This is a genomic window from Tepidimonas ignava (assembly GCF_004342625.1).
Classification (GTDB): Bacteria; Pseudomonadota; Gammaproteobacteria; order Burkholderiales; family Burkholderiaceae_C; genus Tepidimonas; species Tepidimonas ignava.
In genome coordinates this window covers 85,376-102,946 of the sequence record NZ_SMAH01000003.1, presented here as the reverse complement: position 1 = coordinate 102,946, position 17,571 = coordinate 85,376, and the positions used below count along the sequence as shown (strand labels likewise).

General features: G+C 71.2%; 19 protein-coding genes. 11 read left to right on the top strand and 8 right to left on the bottom strand.

Going from position 1 to position 17,571, the window contains the following annotated elements; genetic code table 11:
* Positions 1–30 precede the first annotated feature (30 nt).
* The 3 genes from rpoZ to EDC36_RS03080 are packed head-to-tail and all read right to left on the bottom strand — an operon-like array spanning position 31 to position 1,790.
* A complete protein-coding gene (rpoZ, locus tag EDC36_RS03090; RefSeq protein WP_132961797.1) occupies positions 31–234 on the bottom strand; it encodes a DNA-directed RNA polymerase subunit omega in 204 nt (67 codons plus the stop codon).
* A 21-nt stretch (positions 235–255) separates the two neighbouring features.
* Positions 256–885, bottom strand: a complete 630-nt coding sequence (gene gmk / locus EDC36_RS03085) for a guanylate kinase (RefSeq protein ID WP_132961796.1) — start codon at positions 883–885, stop codon at positions 256–258.
* Positions 886–893: 8 nt separating this feature from the next.
* Positions 894–1,790: a YicC/YloC family endoribonuclease gene (locus tag EDC36_RS03080; protein WP_132961795.1), complete on the bottom strand. Its 897-nt coding sequence runs from the start codon at positions 1,788–1,790 to the stop codon at positions 894–896.
* 78 nt (positions 1,791–1,868) lie between these two features.
* Between EDC36_RS03080 and EDC36_RS03075 the strand changes: the two genes are divergently transcribed.
* From EDC36_RS03075 to EDC36_RS03050, 6 genes are all read left to right on the top strand, one after another.
* Complete coding sequence (locus EDC36_RS03075) at positions 1,869–2,879, top strand: serine/threonine-protein kinase (protein ID WP_132961794.1); 1,011 nt, start codon at positions 1,869–1,871, stop codon at positions 2,877–2,879.
* Positions 2,876–3,652, top strand: coding sequence for a ribonuclease PH (gene rph / locus EDC36_RS03070; protein WP_390616720.1), 777 nt, complete (start codon positions 2,876–2,878; stop codon positions 3,650–3,652). The genes EDC36_RS03075 and rph overlap by 4 nt, the downstream gene beginning before the upstream one ends.
* Entirely contained in the window at positions 3,649–4,278 is a 630-nt protein-coding gene (locus EDC36_RS03065) for a non-canonical purine NTP pyrophosphatase (protein WP_132961793.1), read from the top strand. Before rph ends, EDC36_RS03065 begins: the two co-directional genes overlap by 4 nt.
* Entirely contained in the window at positions 4,275–5,474 is a 1,200-nt protein-coding gene (gene hemW / locus EDC36_RS03060; protein ID WP_132961792.1) for a radical SAM family heme chaperone HemW, read from the top strand. Before EDC36_RS03065 ends, hemW begins: the two co-directional genes overlap by 4 nt.
* Positions 5,475–5,530: 56 nt before the next feature.
* Positions 5,531–6,229: a CBS domain-containing protein gene (locus EDC36_RS03055; protein WP_132961791.1), complete on the top strand. Its 699-nt coding sequence runs from the start codon at positions 5,531–5,533 to the stop codon at positions 6,227–6,229.
* Between the two features lie 98 nt (positions 6,230–6,327).
* A complete protein-coding gene (locus EDC36_RS03050) occupies positions 6,328–8,859 on the top strand; it encodes a DUF349 domain-containing protein (RefSeq protein ID WP_132961790.1) in 2,532 nt (843 codons plus the stop codon).
* On the opposite strand, the gene EDC36_RS03045 is transcribed toward EDC36_RS03050, so the two are convergent.
* The 4 genes from EDC36_RS03045 to EDC36_RS03030 form a co-directional block, all read right to left on the bottom strand.
* A complete protein-coding gene (locus EDC36_RS03045) occupies positions 8,837–9,763 on the bottom strand; it encodes a M90 family metallopeptidase (protein WP_132961789.1) in 927 nt (308 codons plus the stop codon). The genes EDC36_RS03050 and EDC36_RS03045 overlap by 23 nt on opposite strands.
* Before the next feature lie 26 nt (positions 9,764–9,789).
* Positions 9,790–10,602: a UDP-2,3-diacylglucosamine diphosphatase gene (locus EDC36_RS03040; protein WP_243646452.1), complete on the bottom strand. Its 813-nt coding sequence runs from the start codon at positions 10,600–10,602 to the stop codon at positions 9,790–9,792.
* A 20-nt stretch (positions 10,603–10,622) separates the two neighbouring features.
* Complete coding sequence (locus EDC36_RS03035) at positions 10,623–11,132, bottom strand: peptidylprolyl isomerase (protein ID WP_243646451.1); 510 nt, start codon at positions 11,130–11,132, stop codon at positions 10,623–10,625.
* 157 nt (positions 11,133–11,289) lie between these two features.
* Complete coding sequence (locus EDC36_RS03030) at positions 11,290–11,838, bottom strand: tetratricopeptide repeat protein (RefSeq protein WP_165902799.1); 549 nt, start codon at positions 11,836–11,838, stop codon at positions 11,290–11,292.
* An 81-nt stretch (positions 11,839–11,919) separates the two neighbouring features.
* Between EDC36_RS03030 and cysS the strand changes: the two genes are divergently transcribed.
* The 4 genes from cysS (at position 11,920) to tilS (ending at position 16,083) form a co-directional block, all read left to right on the top strand.
* The gene (gene cysS / locus EDC36_RS03025) at positions 11,920–13,296 is read left to right on the top strand and encodes a cysteine--tRNA ligase (RefSeq protein ID WP_132961786.1); all 1,377 of its coding nucleotides are present in this window, start codon (positions 11,920–11,922) and stop codon (positions 13,294–13,296) included.
* Positions 13,293–13,988, top strand: a complete 696-nt coding sequence (locus EDC36_RS03020) for a DNA-3-methyladenine glycosylase family protein (protein ID WP_132961785.1) — start codon at positions 13,293–13,295, stop codon at positions 13,986–13,988. The genes cysS and EDC36_RS03020 overlap by 4 nt, the downstream gene beginning before the upstream one ends.
* 84 nt (positions 13,989–14,072) lie before the next feature.
* Positions 14,073–15,050, top strand: coding sequence for an acetyl-CoA carboxylase carboxyltransferase subunit alpha (locus tag EDC36_RS03015; protein WP_132961784.1), 978 nt, complete (start codon positions 14,073–14,075; stop codon positions 15,048–15,050).
* The gene (tilS, locus tag EDC36_RS03010) at positions 14,995–16,083 is read left to right on the top strand and encodes a tRNA lysidine(34) synthetase TilS (protein WP_132961783.1); all 1,089 of its coding nucleotides are present in this window, start codon (positions 14,995–14,997) and stop codon (positions 16,081–16,083) included. The genes EDC36_RS03015 and tilS overlap by 56 nt, the downstream gene beginning before the upstream one ends.
* Here tilS and EDC36_RS03005 read toward each other — a convergent pair.
* Complete coding sequence (locus tag EDC36_RS03005; protein ID WP_132961782.1) at positions 16,004–16,204, bottom strand: DUF2905 domain-containing protein; 201 nt, start codon at positions 16,202–16,204, stop codon at positions 16,004–16,006. The two genes, tilS and EDC36_RS03005, sit on opposite strands and share 80 nt — an antisense overlap.
* Positions 16,205–16,264: 60 nt before the next feature.
* Here EDC36_RS03005 and EDC36_RS03000 point away from each other — a divergent pair, with 60 nt between their 5' ends.
* Entirely contained in the window at positions 16,265–17,548 is a 1,284-nt protein-coding gene (locus EDC36_RS03000; protein ID WP_132961781.1) for an aspartate kinase, read from the top strand.
* Positions 17,549–17,571 lie beyond the last annotated feature (23 nt).

Genomic DNA, 17,571 nt, shown 5'->3' with positions numbered 1-17,571 from the left:
GGTGCCTCGCGGCGATGGCCATGATGGCCGTCAGACCGGGACCTTGCGCAGCATTTCCAGCCCGACCAGGCCGGCCGCGATCTCGCGCAGCGCGGTGACGGCCGGCTTGTTGCGCGTCTCGACCTTGGGCGCATGGCCCTGGCTGAGCATGCGGGCGCGGTAGGTGGCGGCCAGCACGAGTTGGAAGCGGTTGGGGATTTTTTCCAGGCAATCTTCGACGGTGATGCGTGCCATGGAAACCTCCGGATGGTGCGGTCAAGGGTTGGGGGTGAGGCCGAGCGCGGCAAACACGTCGGCGCGGCTGCGGCGCTGCGCGGCCACGCGCAGACGCTGCGAGTGGGTGATCGTTTTCAGATCGAACAGCGCGCGCTCAAAGACTTCGTTGATTATAACGAAGTCGAAGGCGTCGACGTGCGCCATTTCCTGCGCAGCGTTGCGCAGCCGCAGCTCAATGACGTCGGGGCTGTCTTCGCCGCGCCGTTGCAGCCGCGCGCGCAGTTCGTCCCAACTGGGGGGCAGAATGAAGATCAGCACCGCCGCCGGGAACTGGCGCCGGATTTGCAGCGCACCTTGGTAGTCGATCTCCAGCACGATGTCCTCACCGGCAGCGACGCGCGCCTCGATGGCCTGGCGCGAGGTGCCGTAGCGCCGTCCGTGCACCTGCGCCCACTCGATGAAGGCGCCCTCGGCGATCATGCGATCGAACTCGGCGTCGCTGACGAAGTAGTACTCGCGCCCGTGCACCTCTTGTCCGCGTGGCGCGCGCGTGGTGTGTGAGATCGACAGCTTGAGCTGGGCGTCCACCTCCAGCAGCGCTTTGACCAGGCTGGACTTGCCCGCCCCGCTGGGGGCGGCGATGACGAACAGGTTGCCGGGTTGCTGCATGTCGACACTCACTCGAGGTTTTGCACCTGCTCGCGCATTTGTTCGATCAGCACCTTCATGTCCACGCTCAGGCGCGTCAGCTCCAGGTTGGCGGCTTTGGAGCCCAGCGTGTTGGCCTCGCGGTGCAGCTCCTGGATCAGAAAGTCGAGCCGCTTGCCCACTTCGCCCCCTTGGTGCAGCAACCGCTCGATCTCGTCCAGGTGCGAGCGCAGGCGGGTCAGTTCCTCGGCCACATCGATGCGCAGCGCGTAGGCGGCGGCTTCGGCCAGGGCACGTTCTTGCATCGTGGCCGCATCGACGCGCGCGTCGGCCAGCGCTTCGTGCAGGCGTTGCAGGTAGCGCTCGCGCTGCTGCGCCACGGCTTGCGGCACCAGCGGTTCGGCCTGCGCCGCCAGGGTGCGCAACCGATGCACGCGATCATGCAACATCAAGGCCAGGCGCTCGCCCTCGCGGGCGCGCGCCGCCTGGAGCTCGTCCAGCGCACGCCGCACCAGCGCCAGCAGCGCGTCGGCTGTGTTCGGTGGCAGGCTCGCGCCGCGCTGCGCCCACTGCAGCACTTCGGCCACGCTCAACGGGGTGGCTTGGGGCAGCCAGGCGCGCACCTGCTCCTGGGCCGTGGCCAGGCGCTGCAACTCGGCGGCGCTGGGCACGCGCACCGCGGTTCCGTCGGTGGCGTCGAAGCTGACGCGCACCTCCAGCTTGCCGCGCCGCACCCGCGCCGACACGCTCTCGCGCAGCGCCGGCTCAGCCGCGCGCAACTCGTCGGGCAGGCGCAGCGTCAGGTCCAAAAAACGGCCATTGACGGCGCGCACTTCGACGCGCAGCGCTGCGGCGGCTGCCGTACCGGATTCGGCCTCGACGGCACCCGTCAGGGCCGCGTAGCCGGTCATGCTGTAAACTGCCATGAGCGTTGCAAGACAAGACCAGGGATCCGGTGCAGGTGAGGGCCGTGCGGCGCGCCCTGACCGGGGAATCGAGCGATTATGTCAAAGACCAGGCCGGCCCCGTTGCCCGCCGACACGCTGGTGGGCGGCTACCGTATCGTGCGGGTGCTGGCCAGCGGCGGCTTCGGGTTGGTGTACCTGGCGCGCGACGCCAGCGGGTCCCCCGTGGCCATCAAGGAATACCTGCCCACGGCGTTGTGCACGCGCGCCCCGGGCGAGCGGCTGCCGCAGGTACGGCCCGACAAACAGGCGTTGTACCGTTTGGGGCTGCGCGGCTTTTTTGAGGAGGCGCGCGCGCTGGCGCAAATCGCCCACCCGGCCGTGGTGGGCGTGCAGCATTTTTTCCACGCCAACGACACCGTGTACCTGGTGATGGAGTACCTGCAAGGCGCGTCGTTGCAGGACTACATCGTCGTGGCGCGCGAACGCCAGTTGCGCCACGTGCTGCAGGAAGGCACGATCCGCGCCTTGTTCGACGAGGTGTTGCGTGGCTTGCGCATCGTGCACCAGCACGGGCTGCTGCATCTGGACATCAAGCCGGCCAACATCCTCATCACCGACGACGACCGCGCGGTGTTGATCGACTTCGGCGCGGCGCGCGAAGCGTTGCAGCACGAGGGCGACTACGTGCGCCCGATGTACACACCGGGTTTTGCCGCGCCGGAGATGTACCAGCGCGGACCGCACGGCGCGCTGGGGCCGTGGACCGACCTGTACGCCATCGGCGCGTGTCTGTACTCGTGCATGGTAGGCTACCCGCCCCCGGATGCGCCCACGCGCCAGCAGCGCGAGCGCCTGCTGGGGCCGCTGGCGCGCTTGCAGGGCGTGTATTCGGATAACCTGCGTGAAGCCGTGCGCTGGTGCATGATGCTGGATCCGGCGTCGCGCCCGCAGTCGGTGTACGCGCTGCAGCGCGAGCTGGCGCGCGAGGACGAAGACGAAGCCGCCCCGCCGGCACCGCCGCCCTGGTGGGCGCGTTGGCGCACCCGCGCGGACCGCCCTCCGAGCCACGCCGGCGCCCCAACTTCCACCGCAACCCCTACCGTATGACGATGGTCGCTGCCACACCCACCCCCAACCTCGCTGCGCGTCACGACGGGCGCGCGCCCGACCAACTGCGCCCGGTGCGCATCACGCGCGGCTACACCGTGCACGCCGAAGGCTCGGTGCTGATCGAGTTTGGACGCACGCGCGTGCTGTGCACCGCCAGCGTCGAGGACAAGGTTCCGCCGCACCAAAAGGGCAGCGGCCAAGGCTGGGTCACCGCCGAATATGGCATGCTGCCCCGCGCCACCCACACCCGCAGCGACCGCGAGGCCGCGCGTGGCAAGCAAAGCGGGCGCACGCAGGAAATCCAGCGCCTGATCGGCCGCTCGCTGCGCGCGGTGTTCGACCTGGGCGCGCTGGGCGAGCGCACCATCACGCTGGACTGCGACGTGCTGCAAGCCGACGGCGGCACGCGCACCGCCGCCATCACCGGGGCCTGGGTGGCCGCGCACGACGCCGTGCACCAACTGCTGGCCGAAGGCAAACTCGCGCGCAACCCCATCACGGCGCCGGTGGCGGCGGTGTCGGTGGGCATCGTGCAGGGGCGCGCGGTGCTGGACCTGGACTATGTCGAAGACTCGGCGTGCGAGACCGACATGAACGTGGTGATGACCGGCGCGGGCCAGTTCGTCGAGGTGCAAGGCACGGCCGAGGGCGCGCCCTTCAACCGGGCGGCGCTGGACGCGATGCTGGCGCTGGCTGAGCACGGCATCCAGCAGCTCATCACGTTGCAGCGCGCGGCGCTGGACGGCGTGTCGTTTGGGGGCGGGGCATGACCCTGGCTGCCCCCCCGCGCCGGCTGGTGCTGGCGTCCAACAACCCCGGCAAGCTGGCCGAACTGCAGGCGATGTTGGCGCCGCTGGGGGTCGAGCTCGTGACCCAGGGCAGCCTGGGCATCCCAGAGGCCGCCGAGCCGCATCGAACCTTTGTCGAAAACGCGCTGGCCAAGGCGCGCCACGCGGCCGCCGCCAGCGGGCTGCCCGCGCTGGCCGACGACGCCGGGCTGTGCGTGGCCGCCTTTGGTGGGCGCCCGGGTGTGGACACGGCCTACTACTGCACGCAGTTCGGCTACCCCAAAAGCGATGCCAACAACGTGCGCGCGCTGCTGGAAGCGATGCAAGGGGTGCAGGACCGGCGTGCCGCGATGGTCAGCACCCTGGTGGCGCTGCGCGACCCGCACGATCCCGAACCCCTCATCGCCAACGGTCGGGTCGAAGGCTTGATCACCGAGGCTCCGGTGGGCGAGGGCGGCTTTGGCTTCGACCCGGTGATGTACATCCCGGCGTTGGGCGGCACCTTTGCCCAACTGCCGCCCGAGGTCAAAAACACCCACAGCCACCGGGGGCGCGCGGCGGCGGTCATGCTGGCGCTGCTGCGGCAGCAGTGGTGGCCAACCCCATGAACGCCGACGCCGCCATCCACTGGCAGCGCCCGGGGGACATCAGGCTGCCCCACCTGCCGCCGCTGGCGCTGTACATCCACCTGCCGTGGTGCCTGCGCAAGTGCCCGTACTGTGACTTCAACTCCCATGCGTGGGAGGGCACCGCAACGCTGCCCCAACAACGCTACCTGCGCGCGCTGCTGGCCGACCTCGACGCCAGCGTGCCGCTGGTGTGGGGGCGCCCCGTGGTCAGCGTCTTCATCGGCGGCGGCACGCCCAGCTTGTTCGACCCTGACGTCGTGGGGCAGCTCCTCAGCGAGGTGCGCGCCCGCCTGCCGCTGGCGCCGGGGGCCGAAATCACCCTCGAAGCCAACCCCGGCACGTTCGAGCGCCAGCGCTTTGCCGCGTACCGCGACGCCGGCGTGACGCGGCTGAGCGTCGGCGTGCAAAGTTTTGACGACCAGCGCCTGGCGGCCATCGGCCGCGTGCACGACGCGGCGCAGGCCCGCGCCGCCGTGCAGGAGGCCGCGCGTCATTTCGAGACGTTCAACATCGACCTGATGTACGCGCTGCCGGGACAGACCGTGCAAGATCTTGCGCGCGACGTGGACCAGGCGTTGGCGTTGCAGCCGCCCCACCTGTCGGTGTACCACCTGACCATCGAGCCCAACACCTGGTTCGCCAAACACCCGCCGCCGCTGCCGGACGACGACACCGCGTACGCGATGCTGGACCTCATCACCGAGCGCACGGCGGCGGCGGGCATGCAGCGCTACGAAGTGTCGGCCTACGCCAAGCGCGGGCACCGCTGCCGCCACAACCTCAACTACTGGCAGTTCGGCGACTACCTGGGCATCGGCGCCGGGGCGCACGGCAAGCTCAGCTTTGCCCAGCGCATCGTGCGCCAGGTGCGCTGGCGCGACCCGGCCCGTTACATGGACCAGGCGCTGCAGGGGCAGCCGGTGGCGCAGCAGCACGAGGTGGCCGCCTCCGACCTGCCGTTCGAGTTCATGCTCAACGCGTTGCGCTTGCGCGAAGGTTTTACGCTGCGGCTGTTCAGTGAACGCACGGGCTTGCCGATAACCGCGGTATCGACGACCATCGACGCTGCGGTGGCGCGCGGCTGGCTCAGCGTCGGCGACGACGGCTGGGTCGCCCCGACGCCGCGCGGCTTCGACTGGTTGAGTGACCTGCAGGCGCTGTTTTTGCCGGGTTGATGGCGGCTTAGGGTGGCCCGCGCGGCCGGCGCCTGCACACCGTGGAGGGCACGGCGATGCTGGCGGTTTATGGCACCTCGGGGTTGATGTACCGTGGCCCGATCGAGGAGGCGCGGCGCGTGCTGCCGACGCTGCGCAGCACGCGTGCGCGCGCGCTCAAGGTTGAAACCGACCGGCCCGACTTCGCCGACAGCGGCTGGGATCCCTACGCGGCGCACGCGCCCAGCGCGGCCGGCGTGCCCGGCGAGCCACTGTCGCGCAACGCTGCGGTCGCCGTGCAAGCGTACGGCGAGGTGCAGCGTCCGTCACCGCAGCGCCAGCCCCTGCAGCGCGTGGCCGACGTCATGACGCCCGAGGTGGTGACCGTGCGCGCCGGCGACAGCGTCGAGCAAGCGTGGCAGCGCCTCATCGACCTGGGGCTGGGGCAGGCCCCGGTGCTGGACGCCCAAGGGCAACTGGTGGGTTTGTTGACCCGCGCCGAACTGTTGCGCCCCGAGCGGCTGCCGCGGCTGCACGACAGCGCCATCGTCTGGCGGGCGCTGTTGGCGCAGCCGGTCAGCGTCGTGATGGTGTCGCCGGTGCCGGCGGTGGAGCCCGACACCCTGCTGCGCCGGCTGGCGTTGCTGTTGCTGCACACCGGCTTGCCCGGCGTGCCGGTGGTGGACATGGCCGGCGCGCTGGTGGGCTTCGTGTCGCGCAGCGACGTCCTCAAAGCCGTCGTGCACGACCCTCCGCTGGACCTGTGGGCGGGCTGAGCGACAATAAGGGCTTGTGCCCGCTGGCGCCGTGCGGTGCTGGCGCCCCCGATGACCCCGTGCGCGGCCCCGATGGCCGCCGCCTTGTTGCCGCTGCCGTGAACACCACCGTCCTGTCCGTGCCCCAACCGACCGTTGCCGAACTCGACGCCCTGACCGGGGGTGCGTTCAGCGCACCCACCTCGGGCGAGCGGGCTGCCCGCTTGCGCGCCTGGCTGGAGGGCCAGCCGCCGATCGAGACCGTGCGCGCCGTGTACCGCGAGCTGGCCACGCGCGACAAAGGCGCAGCCAAGATCGTCAAGGAGCGGCTGGAAGAACACAAGCGCCAGCGCGCGCAGGACGAAGCCGCCGCCCAGTGGGCCGCGCGGGCCGAGGCGCTGCTGGCGCAAACCCACTTCAATATGGCCGACGCGCTGGCGTGGCAGCGCGACGCCGCCAAGGCCGGCGCCCCGCTGTCGCGCGAACCCCTGGCCAGCCTGCGCCAGCGCCTGGCCGAGCGCATCGCCGCCATCGAAGATCTCACCCACCGGGTGCACGTCGAGCGTGAAGCGGCGGGGCTGCTCGTGCAACGCATCGACATGCTGTCCACCCGCCCGATCGCCGACGCCGAGGCCGCCCACGAGGCCTTGGCGCGCGACGTCGCCCAGTGGCGCGAGCGGGCCGAGGCGCTGGTCGCGGCGCCCGCCTGGGGCGATCTGGAGCCGCGCCATGCCGCGCAACTGCAAGCCACGCGCGAGCAGGTGCAGGCCGTATGGCAGGCGTTCGACGCCGCCTTGGCGCAGGCGCGCCGCGCGCGCGACGATGCGCAAGCCGCGCTGCCCGGCGTGCCGCTGTGGGACGACGAAATCCGCACCCTGCGCGGCCAGGAGGTCGCCGCGGCGCCGGAGGCGGCAGGCGCCGTCGCCGTGCCCAAGGCGGTGCAGGCGGTGGCCCAGGCTGCGCTGCTGCCCACGCTGGAAGCGCTGGAGCGCGAGCTGGCCGAAGGCCACACCAAAGCCATGGTGCGTCTGGCGGGCGAACTGCGCCACCTGCACAAGCTGCACGGCCGTCATGCCGGGCCCGAGGTGGACGCGCGTGCGCAGGCGGCCTTGGCCAAAGCCAAGGAGCTGGAAGACTGGGCGCGTTGGCGCGCCGACCAGTTGCGCGAGGAGTTGATCGCCAAGGCCGAGGCCTTGACGCAAGGCGACGGCGCCAGCCGCCCGGCCGGCAAGGCGCTGGCCGACGCCATCCGCGCGTTGCGCGAGCAATGGAAGCAGGTCGACCAGGGCGGCGTGCCACCCAACCAGACGTTGTGGAAACGCTTCGATGCCGCCTGCAACCGCGCGCACGAGGCGCTGCAGGCCTGGCGCGACAGCCTCAAGGCGCAGCACGAAGCGGCCCGCCAGGCGCGCTTGGCCCTGATCGACGAAGTGCGGGCGTGGACCGCGGCCCACGCCGAGGACGAAGACTGGAAAGCCCAACTGCGCGAGCTGCATGCCTTGGCCGAGCGCTGGCGGCAAGCTGGCCACGTCAGCGAAAAGGCGTACGCCGAGCTGCAGGCGGCGTGGAAAGAGGCGATGACCGCGGCCCACGCCCGGCTGGAGGCGGCACAGGCCGACAGCGTGCAGCGCCGCCAAGCGATGATCGCCGAGGCGCAAGCCCTGGCTGAGCAGCCGCGGGTGAGGCTCGATGCTGTGCGCGAGCTGCAACAGCGCTGGCAGGCCGAGGCGCAGCGCGTGCCGCTGGAGCGGCGCAAAGAGCAAAAGCTGTGGGAGGCCTTCCGCGCCCCGATCGACGCCGCGTTTGCGCGTCGCAGCGCCGAGCGTGAGCAAGCGCAAGCGGCCCTGAGCGCCGTGGACGCCGCGGTGCTGCAAGCGGCCCGCGCGCTGGAGGAGGCTTGCGCGCAAGACGACGCGCAGGCCATCCGGGCCGCCATGGCGGCGCTGCGCGAAGCGGCCTTGGGGGCCGCCGAGCCTGCCCCAGCGCCGGCGGGGCAGGCGGCGGCGCCGGCCGAGGCGGCGCCCGCGCCGGCGCCGAGCGACGCCGCAACCCGGCCGCTGGTGGCGCGCCGTGGCGACGACCGGCCCGGCGTGGCCGCGCCTGCCGCGGCCCCGGCGCGGGACGTGCGCCCCAGCCCGCGTGCCGCAGCGGGCCGCGCGCCAGCGGGCGAGCGACCGAGCGTGCGGCCGCGCCTGGGGGACGCGGCGTTCCGTGCGCAGCGGCAAGCGCTGGAGCGCGCCGAAGCGCGGCTGCGCGAGCTGGCCGCCCGTGCCCACGGCGAAGCCGTGACGGCGCTGCTGCAGGCGTGGCAGCAGCGCCAGCCGCAGGCCGTGCCCAGCGCCGCCCAACTGGGCCGCAGCGCGGCGGCGGCACGGGGGCGTTGGGTGCAGGCCGTGGAGGCGGCGCCGGCGGTGGACGACGCGGCGGCCGACGAGGCGCTGCTGCGTCTGGAAATCGCGGCCGACCTGCCCACGCCCGCCGAGCACCTGCCGGCGCGCCGCCAGTTGCAGTTGCAACTGCTGACACGCCGCCACGAGCCGGGGCCCGCTGAAACCTGGCCGCAAGACGTTGCGCGCGTGCTGGCCAGCGCGGCCACGCCGGCGCGCCAGCAGCGGCTGCAAGCCGTGCTCAAGGTGCTGCTGCGTCGTTGACCGCAGGGGGCGGCCCGTCGCCGCCCAGGTCGTCGTCCGCCGCCGGCAGCGCCGTGGCGCTGGTCGGGGCCTGCGGGTGGCCGAAAAACGCATCGAGCAGTGCGGTCCAGCGGGGGTGCTGCGCCGCCAGCCGTGCGCGGTCGACCCAGTACGCTTCGCACGAGACGGCGAAAAACTCCGCCGCCGACGTGGCGCCATAGGCATCCAGCCACGGCGCGGGGCCGGCAAAGTGCTCGTGCAGCGTGACGCGGCGGCGGTGCTGACGCAGCGCGGCATGCAGCGTGTCGTGCCACAGCCGCGCCGCTTGCGTGGCCGGCAACCCCAGCAGGCCGGCAGGCAGGGGTGGGAGGCCATCGGCCGGTTGGCCCAAGGGCTTGCCACGCATGTCGATGGCGTGGGCGAATTCGTGGATCACCAGGTTATGGCCGACGCCCTGGCTGTGCGCATGGCCCAGCACGCGTGGCCAGGCCAGCACGATCGGGCCGCCTTGCATCGCCTCGCCCGCCAGCGCTTCGTCGTACTCGTGCACCACACCGACGTCGTCGGTGACGCGGCGCGGGGCACGCACCTCGTGCGGGTGCAGCACGATGCCGACGAAGCCGTCGTACCAGCCCAACGCGGCGTGGCCACGGTACAGCAGCGGCAGGCACGCCTGCGCGGCCACCAGCAGCGCCTTGTGGTCATCGACCACGAAGCCATGCGCGCCGCTGAAGCGCTTGCGCGCCAAAAACGCGGCGCACAGCCCGCGCAGCCGCCGCTGCTCGTCAGCGCTGAGCAGCTGCAGCCACGGCAACCCCTGCAGCACCCGTTGCCACAGCGTCGTCGGGATGGCCTCGGGGTCGCCGCGGCGCGCACGCCAGCGGCGCCAGGCGCGTTGCCACCAGCGGCGCAGTGCGTTGGGCATCGCCACCTCCACGGTACGGCGGGCGCTCAAGCGCCGGCCGGCGCCACGCGCCAGGCCCCGGCGGGGCCCAGTTGCAGCACCTGCAGGCGCGGCGGCCGGGCGCCCACGTCCCAGTCGCTGAGCACCAGCCGGGGTGCGCCACCGGGCAGCCGGTGCGCCGCCGGGCGGTGCGTGTGGCCGTGGATGACGCCGTCGGCTTGATGCTGCTGGCGCGCCGCCTCGACCGCGGCGGGATCCACGTCGCCGGTGTCCACCATGCCCGTGTGGATGCGCTGGGCCTGGTACACGCGGCTTTGTGCACGCAGCGCGCGCGCCAGCGCCTGCCGCTCGGCCAGCGGCCGGGCGGCAAAGTCGGCTTGCCACGCGGCGCTGCGCGCCTGGGCGCGAAAGCGCTGGTAGTCAGCATCGTGCACGCACCACGCGTCGCCGTGGGCCAGCAGCCAGCGCCAGCCGCCGGTGTCCAGCACGCAGGGGTCGGCCAGCAGCGTGGCACCGCTGGCCTCGACAAAGGCGCGGCCAAGCAAAAAATCGCGGTTGCCGTGCATCAGGTACACGGGGCGGCGCTGCGCCACCGCGCGCAGCGCCGCGGCCACGTCGCGCGCCAGCGCCGCCTCGGCATCGTCACCGTGCAGCAAATCGTCCCCGACCCAGACCTCGAACAGGTCGCCCAGGATGCACAGGGCGTCGAACGGCGCGCTGCGCAGGTGCCCCACAAACGCGGCGGCGGTGGCCGGGTCGTTCGCGTGCAGGTGCACATCGGACACACAATCGAGCCGCCGCGCCCCCGGTGGCCATGGCACGGCAGCCAGCATCGGCGCGCCGAGCGAACCCGCAACCATGGCCCCTGCGTCGGCGCGCGTCACGGCTGGACGATCACCGCCTTGGTGATGACGACGTCGTCCAGCGGCACGTCGTCATGGAAGCCGCGCCGCCCCGTGCGCACCTGGCGGATCGCATCCACCACTTCGGTGCCCTTGATGACACGGCCAAACACCGCGTAACCCCAGCCTTGCAGCGTGGGCGCGGTGTGGTTGAGGAAGTCGTTGTCCGCGACGTTGATGAAAAACTGCGCCGTGGCCGAGTGCGGTGCCTGCGTGCGCGCCATGGCGATGGTGTAGCGGTCGTTTTTGAGGCCGTTGGCGGCTTCGTTTTCGATCGGGGCGCGCGTGGGTTTTTGCTTCATGCCGGGCTCGAAGCCACCGCCCTGGATCATGAAGCCATCGATGACGCGGTGGAAGATCGTGCCGTCGTAGTGGCCATCGCGCACGTAGGCCAGAAAGTTTTCCACCGTTTTGGGGGCCTTGGCGGCATCCAGCTCCAGCGTGATGACGCCACGGCCGGCGATGTGCAGTTCGACTTGAGGGTTCACGGAACGTGCTCCAGGTTGGGCGCGGGCGGGTGCGGCCGCGCGCGGGGTGGGGGAGGGTTGCGCCGCCAGCGGCCAAACCGAGGCGGCCCACAGCGCGCCCAGCAAGCGCCGACGCACGGAGGTCCGAAGTGGCTGGGTTGGCATGGGACGGACGGGTTCAACGGGCCAGGGGGGCGAACAGTTGGCGCAGCGCCTGCTCACGCTGGCGCAGATCGGCCTGGTCAGGCTGCAGCGCCAGCGCGCGCTGCCAATGGCCCAGCGCCAGTTGCGCGTACACGTCGCCCAGGTTGCGGTGCGCGGTGGCGTAGTCGGGGTGGTGGCGCAGCGCCGCCTCCAGCGCCGCGCGCGCCTCGGCCAGCCGGCCCGCAGCGGCGTGCAGCACCGCCAGATTGTTGTACGGCTCGGGCAGCTCGGGGTGCTCGCGCGTCAACTGCTCGTAGGTGGCTTGGGCGCCGGCGCTGTCGCCCGCCGCGGCCTGGGTGACGCCCAGCAGCAGCCGCGCCTGGACGTCGTTGGGGTGCTCGCGCAGCCAGCCGTCCAGCGCCTGGCGCGCCAGGACCACGTCGCCCGCCGCCAGCCGACGTTGCACCTCGGCGTAAGGGGCACTGCCTTGCGCGGCAGCCGCCAGCGGCACGGCCAAGGCCACGGCGGCCAGCAGCGCGCGCACACCGCGCGAGCGGTCAAAGGGGCAGGGAAACAGCATCATGAACGGTTCGGGGCGGTGCACAATACGCGCCTTCAACCGATTGTAGAGCCGCCGCCACCCAGGCGCTGCGGCGCCGTTGCCATGACCCTGCGCATATACAACTCGCTCACCCGACGCCTTGACCCGCTCGTGCCCCTCGAACCCGGCCACGTGCGCATGTACGTCTGCGGCATGACGGTGTACGACCTGTGCCACCTTGGCCACGCACGCTCGATGGTGGCGTTCGACGTCGTGCAGCGCTGGCTCAAGGCCAGCGGCTACCGCGTCACCTACGTGCGCAACATCACCGACATCGACGACAAGATCATCGCGCGCGCGCTGGCCAACGGCGAGACCATCCGTGGCCTGACCGACCGCATGATCGCCGCGCTGCACGCGGACGCCGATGCGCTGGGCATCGAGCGGCCCACGCACGAGCCGCGCGCCACCGACTACGTGCCGCAGATGCTGAGCCTGATCGAGCGCCTGCAGGCCAAGGGGCTGGCCTACCGCAGCGACGACGGCGACGTCAACTACGCGGTGCGCGCCTTTGCTGGCTACGGCAAGCTGTCGGGCAAGAGCCTCGATGAGCTGCGCGCCGGCGAGCGTGTGCAGGTCGACAGCACCAAGCGCGACCCGCTGGACTTTGTGCTGTGGAAGGCGGCCAAGCCCGACGAGCCCGCCGAGGCGCAGTGGGACAGCCCCTACGGGCGCGGGCGCCCGGGCTGGCACATCGAGTGCTCGGCGATGAGCTGCGCGCTGCTGGGCGAGAGCTTCGACATCCACGGCGGCGGCGCCGACCTGCAGTTTCCCCACCACGAAAACGAAATCGCGCAAAGCGAAGGCGCCACGGGCAAGCCGCTGGCGCAGATCTGGATGCACAACGGCTTTGTGCGCGTCGATGGCGAAAAGATGTCCAAAAGCCTGGGCAACTTTTTCACCATCCGCGAGGTGCTGCAGCGCTACGACGCCGAAACGGTGCGTTTTTTCATCGTGCGCGCGCACTACCGCAGCCCGCTCAACTACAGCGACCAGCACCTGGACGATGCGCGCGCCGCGCTCAAGCGCCTGTACACCGCGCTGGCCGCGGTGCCCGCGCAGGCGCCGGCGACCATCGACTGGGGCGACCCCTGGACGGCGCGCTTCAAGGCGGCGTTGGACGAGGACTTTGGCACGCCGGAGGCGGTGGCTGTGCTGTTCGAGCTGGCCGCCGAGGTCAACCGCACCCGGGACGCGCGCCTGAGCGGCGTGCTGCGTGCGCTGGGCGGCGTGCTGGGCCTGCTGCAGCAAGACCCGCAAGCCTACCTGCGCGCCGGGGTGGGGTTGGACGAAGCCACCATCCAAGCCCGCATCGCCGAGCGGGCGGCGGCCAAGGCGGCGCGCGATTACGCCCGCGCCGACCGCATCCGCGCCGAGCTGGCCGCCGCGGGCATCGTGCTCAAAGACGGACCTGGCGGCACCACCTGGGAGCGCGCATGAACGCACGCCGTGCCCCCGACGGCGCCTGCGTCGCGCCTGCGCACGCCGTGGCGGCCGGCGAAGGCTTGGTGCCCGCGTACTGGGCCGACGCCTGCCAGCACCTGTGCGCACGCGACCGCGTGATGGCGCGCCTGATCCCCCAGCACGGGCAAGCCTGCCTGCAGTCGCGTGGTGACCCGTTCACCACGCTGGCGCGCAGCGTGGTGGGGCAGCAGATATCGGTCAAAGCGGCGCAGGCCGTGTGGGATCGCCTGTTGGCCACGCTGCAGCGCGTCGAAACCCTCACGCCCGCGGCGGTGCTGGCCGCCGGCCCTGACGCGCTGCGCGCGGCGGGCCTGAGCGCGCGCAAGGTCGAGTACCTGCTGGACCTGGCGCGCCACTTCGATGACGGCCGCATCGATCCGCAGGCCTGGCACGCGATGGACGACGAAGCCATCATCCGTGAGCTGGTGGCCATCCGTGGCATCGGCCGCTGGACGGCTGAGATGTTTTTGATGTTCCACCTGCTGCGCCCCGACGTGCTGCCGCTGGACGACCTGGGGCTGCTGCGTGGCATCAGCCGGTGCTACTTCTCGGGCGAGCCGGTCAGCCGCAGCGACGCGCGTGAAGTCGCCGCCGCCTGGGCGCCGTACCGCAGCGTGGCGACTTGGTATATTTGGCGGTCGCTGGATCCGATCCCGGTGGCCTATTGACGACCGCGCGCTGGCGGCGGCCCGCACGCCGCGCCCGCGCCACCCTGCAACGGGCTGCCCAAGCGGCCCCAAGGAGCGACCGAAGTGGCCAAACGCAACTTTCTCGACTTCGAGCAGCCCATCGCCGAACTCGAAGCCAAGATCGAAGAGCTGCGCTACGTCCAAAACGAGTCCGCGGTGGACATCTCGGACGAAATCGAGCGCCTGAGCCAAAAGAGCCTACAGCTCACCAAAGACATTTACGCCAAGCTCACCCCGTGGCAGGTGACCAAAATCGCCCGCCACAGCGACCGGCCGTACACGCTGGACTACGTGCGCGCCATCTTCACGCACTGGACCGAGCTGCACGGTGACCGCCACTTTGCGGACGACCTCAGCATCGTCACCGGGTTGGCACGCTTCAACGGCCAGCCGTGCGTCGTCGTCGGCCACCAAAAGGGTCGCGACACCAAAGAGCGCGCGCTGCGCAACTTCGGCATGACCAAGCCTGAGGGCTACCGCAAAGCGCTGCGGGCGATGAAGCTGGCGGAAAAATTCCGCCTGCCCGTGTTCACCTTTGTCGACACGCCCGGCGCCTACCCCGGCATCGACGCCGAGGAGCGCAACCAGTCCGAGGCCATCGGCCGCAACATCTTCGAGATGGCGCAACTCGAAGTGCCCATCATCAGCACCATCATCGGCGAGGGTGGCTCGGGTGGGGCGCTGGCCATCGCCGTGGCCGACCAGGTGCTGATGTTGCAGTACGCCGTGTACTCGGTCATCAGCCCCGAGGGCTGCGCCTCCATCCTGTGGAAGACGGCCGACAAAGCGCCCGAGGCGGCCGAGGCGCTGGGCATCACCGCGCACCGCCTCAAGGCGCTGGGGCTGATCGACAAAATCGTCAACGAGCCGGTCGGCGGCGCGCACCGCGATCCCCAACAGATGGCCGCGCTGCTCAAACGCGCGCTGGCCGAGGCGCTGCGGCAGGTGGCCGACCTGGAGCCGGCCGAACTGATCGAGCGGCGCCATGCACGGCTGCAGTCCTTCGGGCGCTACACCGACACCAAGGCCGCGCGCGCCTGAAGCCGCGCTGCACGCGCTCGACGCCTGGGCCCTGCGCCACCCCGACGTGGCGCGCGGCCACGCCCCCCTGCTGGTGGCCTACAGCGGCGGGGCGGATTCCACCGCGTTGCTGCTGGCCGTGGCGCAGCGCTGGCCCCAGCGGGTGCGCGCGGTGCACGTGCACCATGGCCTGCAAGCCGCGGCCGATGCCTTTGCCGACCACGCGCAGGCCTGTTGCGCCGCCTGGGGCGTACCGCTGCAGGTGCAGCGTGTGCAGGTGGTGCTGACCCCCGGCCGCAGCCCCGAGGAAGCGGCGCGCGCGGCGCGCTACGCGGCGCTGGCGCAACAGGCCCAAGCGTGCGGGGCGGCGGTGCTGCTGGCCCACCACGCGCTGGACCAGTTGGAGACGGTGCTGTTGGCCCTCACCCGTGGCGCTGGCCTGCCGGGGTTGGCGGCGATGCCCGAGCGCTTCGAGCGCGATGGCGTGACCTTTGGCCGCCCGCTGCTGGCAGCCGACCCCCAAGCGCTGCGCGCGCAACTGGCGCAAGCCGGCGTGCCGTGGGTGGAAGACCCCACCAACGCCGATCCCCACCCCACCCGCAACCGCTTGCGCTTGCAGGTGCTGCCGGCCCTGCTGCAGGCGTTTCCACACGCGCCGGCCACCTTCGCGCGCAGCGCGCGCCACGCGGCGCAGGCGCAGGCGCTGCTGCAGCAGCTCGCCGCGGAGGACCTTGCCCGCATCGGCGACCCCCCGCAACTGGCCGCGCTGCGCGCGCTGCCGCCGCCGCGCGCCGTCAACGCGCTGCGCCTGTGGCTGCGCCAGCGCCACGGCGCGCAGGCCAGCGACGCGCAGTGGCAGGCCCTGGCGCAGCAAATTCAAGCCGCCCGCACGCGCGGCCAGCGCATCGAGCTGCGGCTGGGCGCCGGCACCGTGCGGCGCGACGGCCCCGTGCTGCGCTGGCGGCCGGACAACGCTAGCGGCGCCACCACCACAGCAGCAACGACAGCAGCACCGACACCACCAGGCTCGTGCCCAGCGGCAAGTAAAAGCTGAACCCTTCGCGCTCGATGGCGATGTCGCCTGGCAGCCGGCCCCAGGGCAAGCGGCTCAACCACGGCCACAACAGCCCCGCGAGCAGCAGCAGGGTCCCGAGAACGATCAGAAAGCGCTGCATGGCCACCTATAATGTTCGGGTTTGCCCGCATCCGCGCGGGCCATTCCTGTAGATTCATCCATGGCACTGATCGTTCACAAATACGGCGGCACCAGCATGGGGTCCACGGAGCGCATTCGCAACGTGGCCAAGCGGGTCGCCAAATGGGTGCGGGCCGGCCACCAAATGGTGGTGGTGCCCAGCGCCATGAGCGGCGAGACCAACCGTCTGCTCGGCCTGGCCAAGGAAGTCGCCCCCGAAAAGCCCGGCCCCGCGTACTACCGCGAGCTCGACCAACTCGCGGCCACCGGTGAACAGGTTTCGGTGGGCCTGCTGGCCATCGCGCTGCAGGCCGAAGGCATCGACGCCGTGTCGTACTGCGGCTGGCAGGTGCCCATCCGCACCAACAGCGCCTTCACCAAAGCCCGTATCGAATCGATCGACGACCAGCGCATCCGCGCCGACCTGGCCGCCGGCAAAGTCGTCATCATCACCGGCTTTCAGGGCGTGGACGCGCATGGCAACGTCACCACGCTGGGGCGTGGGGGCTCCGACACCTCCGCCGTGGCGGTGGCCGCCGCCATCAAGGCCGACGAATGCCTCATCTACACCGACGTCGACGGTGTGTACACCACCGACCCGCGCGTCGTGCCCGAAGCGCGCCGCCTGCAGCGCATCAGCTTCGAAGAGATGCTGGAAATGGCCAGCATGGGCTCCAAGGTGCTGCAAATCCGCTCCGTGGAGTTTGCCGGCAAATACCGTGTTCCGATGCGCGTGCTGTCCAGCTTCACGCCGTGGGACATCCCCATCGAGGAAGAAGCCCGCAGCGGTACCCTGATCACCTTTGAGGAAGGCCAACCCATGGAACAAGCCGTCGTCTCCGGCATCGCCTTCAACCGCGACGAAGCCAAGGTCTCGGTGCTGGGCGTGCCCGACAAACCCGGCATCGCCGCGCAAATCCTGGGCGCGGTGGCCGACGCCAACATCGACGTCGACGTCATCATCCAAAACGTCGGCAAAGACGGGCGCACCGACTTCAGCTTCACCGTGCACCGCAACGACCTGGCGCGCGCGCTGGACGTGCTGCGCACGCAGGTGGTGCCGGCGCTGGGCGCCAGCGATGTCGTCGGTGACGCGCGCATCTGCAAGGTCAGCGTCGTGGGCATCGGCATGCGCAGCCACGTCGGCGTGGCCAGCCGCATGTTCCGCTGCCTGGCCGCAGAGGGCATCAACATCCAGATGATCTCCACCTCCGAGATCAAGATCTCGGTCGTCATCGACGAGAAGTACATGGAGCTGGCCGTGCGCGCGCTGCACCGCGAGTTCGACCTCGACCAGCCCGAAGACACCCTGCAAGGCGCGTAAATTTTTCGCCCCGAGCCGCCCAG

Excerpts from the sequence above, each read along its gene's own strand:
- EDC36_RS03075 (WP_132961794.1), top strand. The coding sequence starts at position 1,869 with ATGTCAAAGACCAGGCCGGCCCCGTTGCCCGCCGACACGCTGGTGGGC.
- EDC36_RS03000 (WP_132961781.1), top strand. The coding sequence starts at position 16,265 with ATGGCACTGATCGTTCACAAATACGGCGGCACCAGCATGGGGTCCACG.
- EDC36_RS03005 (WP_132961782.1), bottom strand. The coding sequence starts at position 16,204 with ATGCAGCGCTTTCTGATCGTTCTCGGGACCCTGCTGCTGCTCGCGGGG.
- EDC36_RS03055 (WP_132961791.1), top strand. The coding sequence starts at position 5,531 with ATGCTGGCGGTTTATGGCACCTCGGGGTTGATGTACCGTGGCCCGATC.
- tilS (WP_132961783.1), top strand. The coding sequence starts at position 14,995 with ATGCACGGCTGCAGTCCTTCGGGCGCTACACCGACACCAAGGCCGCGC.
- hemW (WP_132961792.1), top strand. The coding sequence starts at position 4,275 with ATGAACGCCGACGCCGCCATCCACTGGCAGCGCCCGGGGGACATCAGG.
- rpoZ (WP_132961797.1), bottom strand. The coding sequence starts at position 234 with ATGGCACGCATCACCGTCGAAGATTGCCTGGAAAAAATCCCCAACCGC.
- rph (WP_390616720.1), top strand. The coding sequence starts at position 2,876 with ATGACGATGGTCGCTGCCACACCCACCCCCAACCTCGCTGCGCGTCAC.
- EDC36_RS03040 (WP_243646452.1), bottom strand. The coding sequence starts at position 10,602 with ATGGTTGCGGGTTCGCTCGGCGCGCCGATGCTGGCTGCCGTGCCATGG.
- EDC36_RS03020 (WP_132961785.1), top strand. The coding sequence starts at position 13,293 with ATGAACGCACGCCGTGCCCCCGACGGCGCCTGCGTCGCGCCTGCGCAC.
- EDC36_RS03030 (WP_165902799.1), bottom strand. The coding sequence starts at position 11,838 with ATGATGCTGTTTCCCTGCCCCTTTGACCGCTCGCGCGGTGTGCGCGCG.
- EDC36_RS03080 (WP_132961795.1), bottom strand. The coding sequence starts at position 1,790 with ATGGCAGTTTACAGCATGACCGGCTACGCGGCCCTGACGGGTGCCGTC.
- EDC36_RS03065 (WP_132961793.1), top strand. The coding sequence starts at position 3,649 with ATGACCCTGGCTGCCCCCCCGCGCCGGCTGGTGCTGGCGTCCAACAAC.
- gmk (WP_132961796.1), bottom strand. The coding sequence starts at position 885 with ATGCAGCAACCCGGCAACCTGTTCGTCATCGCCGCCCCCAGCGGGGCG.
- EDC36_RS03045 (WP_132961789.1), bottom strand. The coding sequence starts at position 9,763 with ATGCCCAACGCACTGCGCCGCTGGTGGCAACGCGCCTGGCGCCGCTGG.
- cysS (WP_132961786.1), top strand. The coding sequence starts at position 11,920 with ATGACCCTGCGCATATACAACTCGCTCACCCGACGCCTTGACCCGCTC.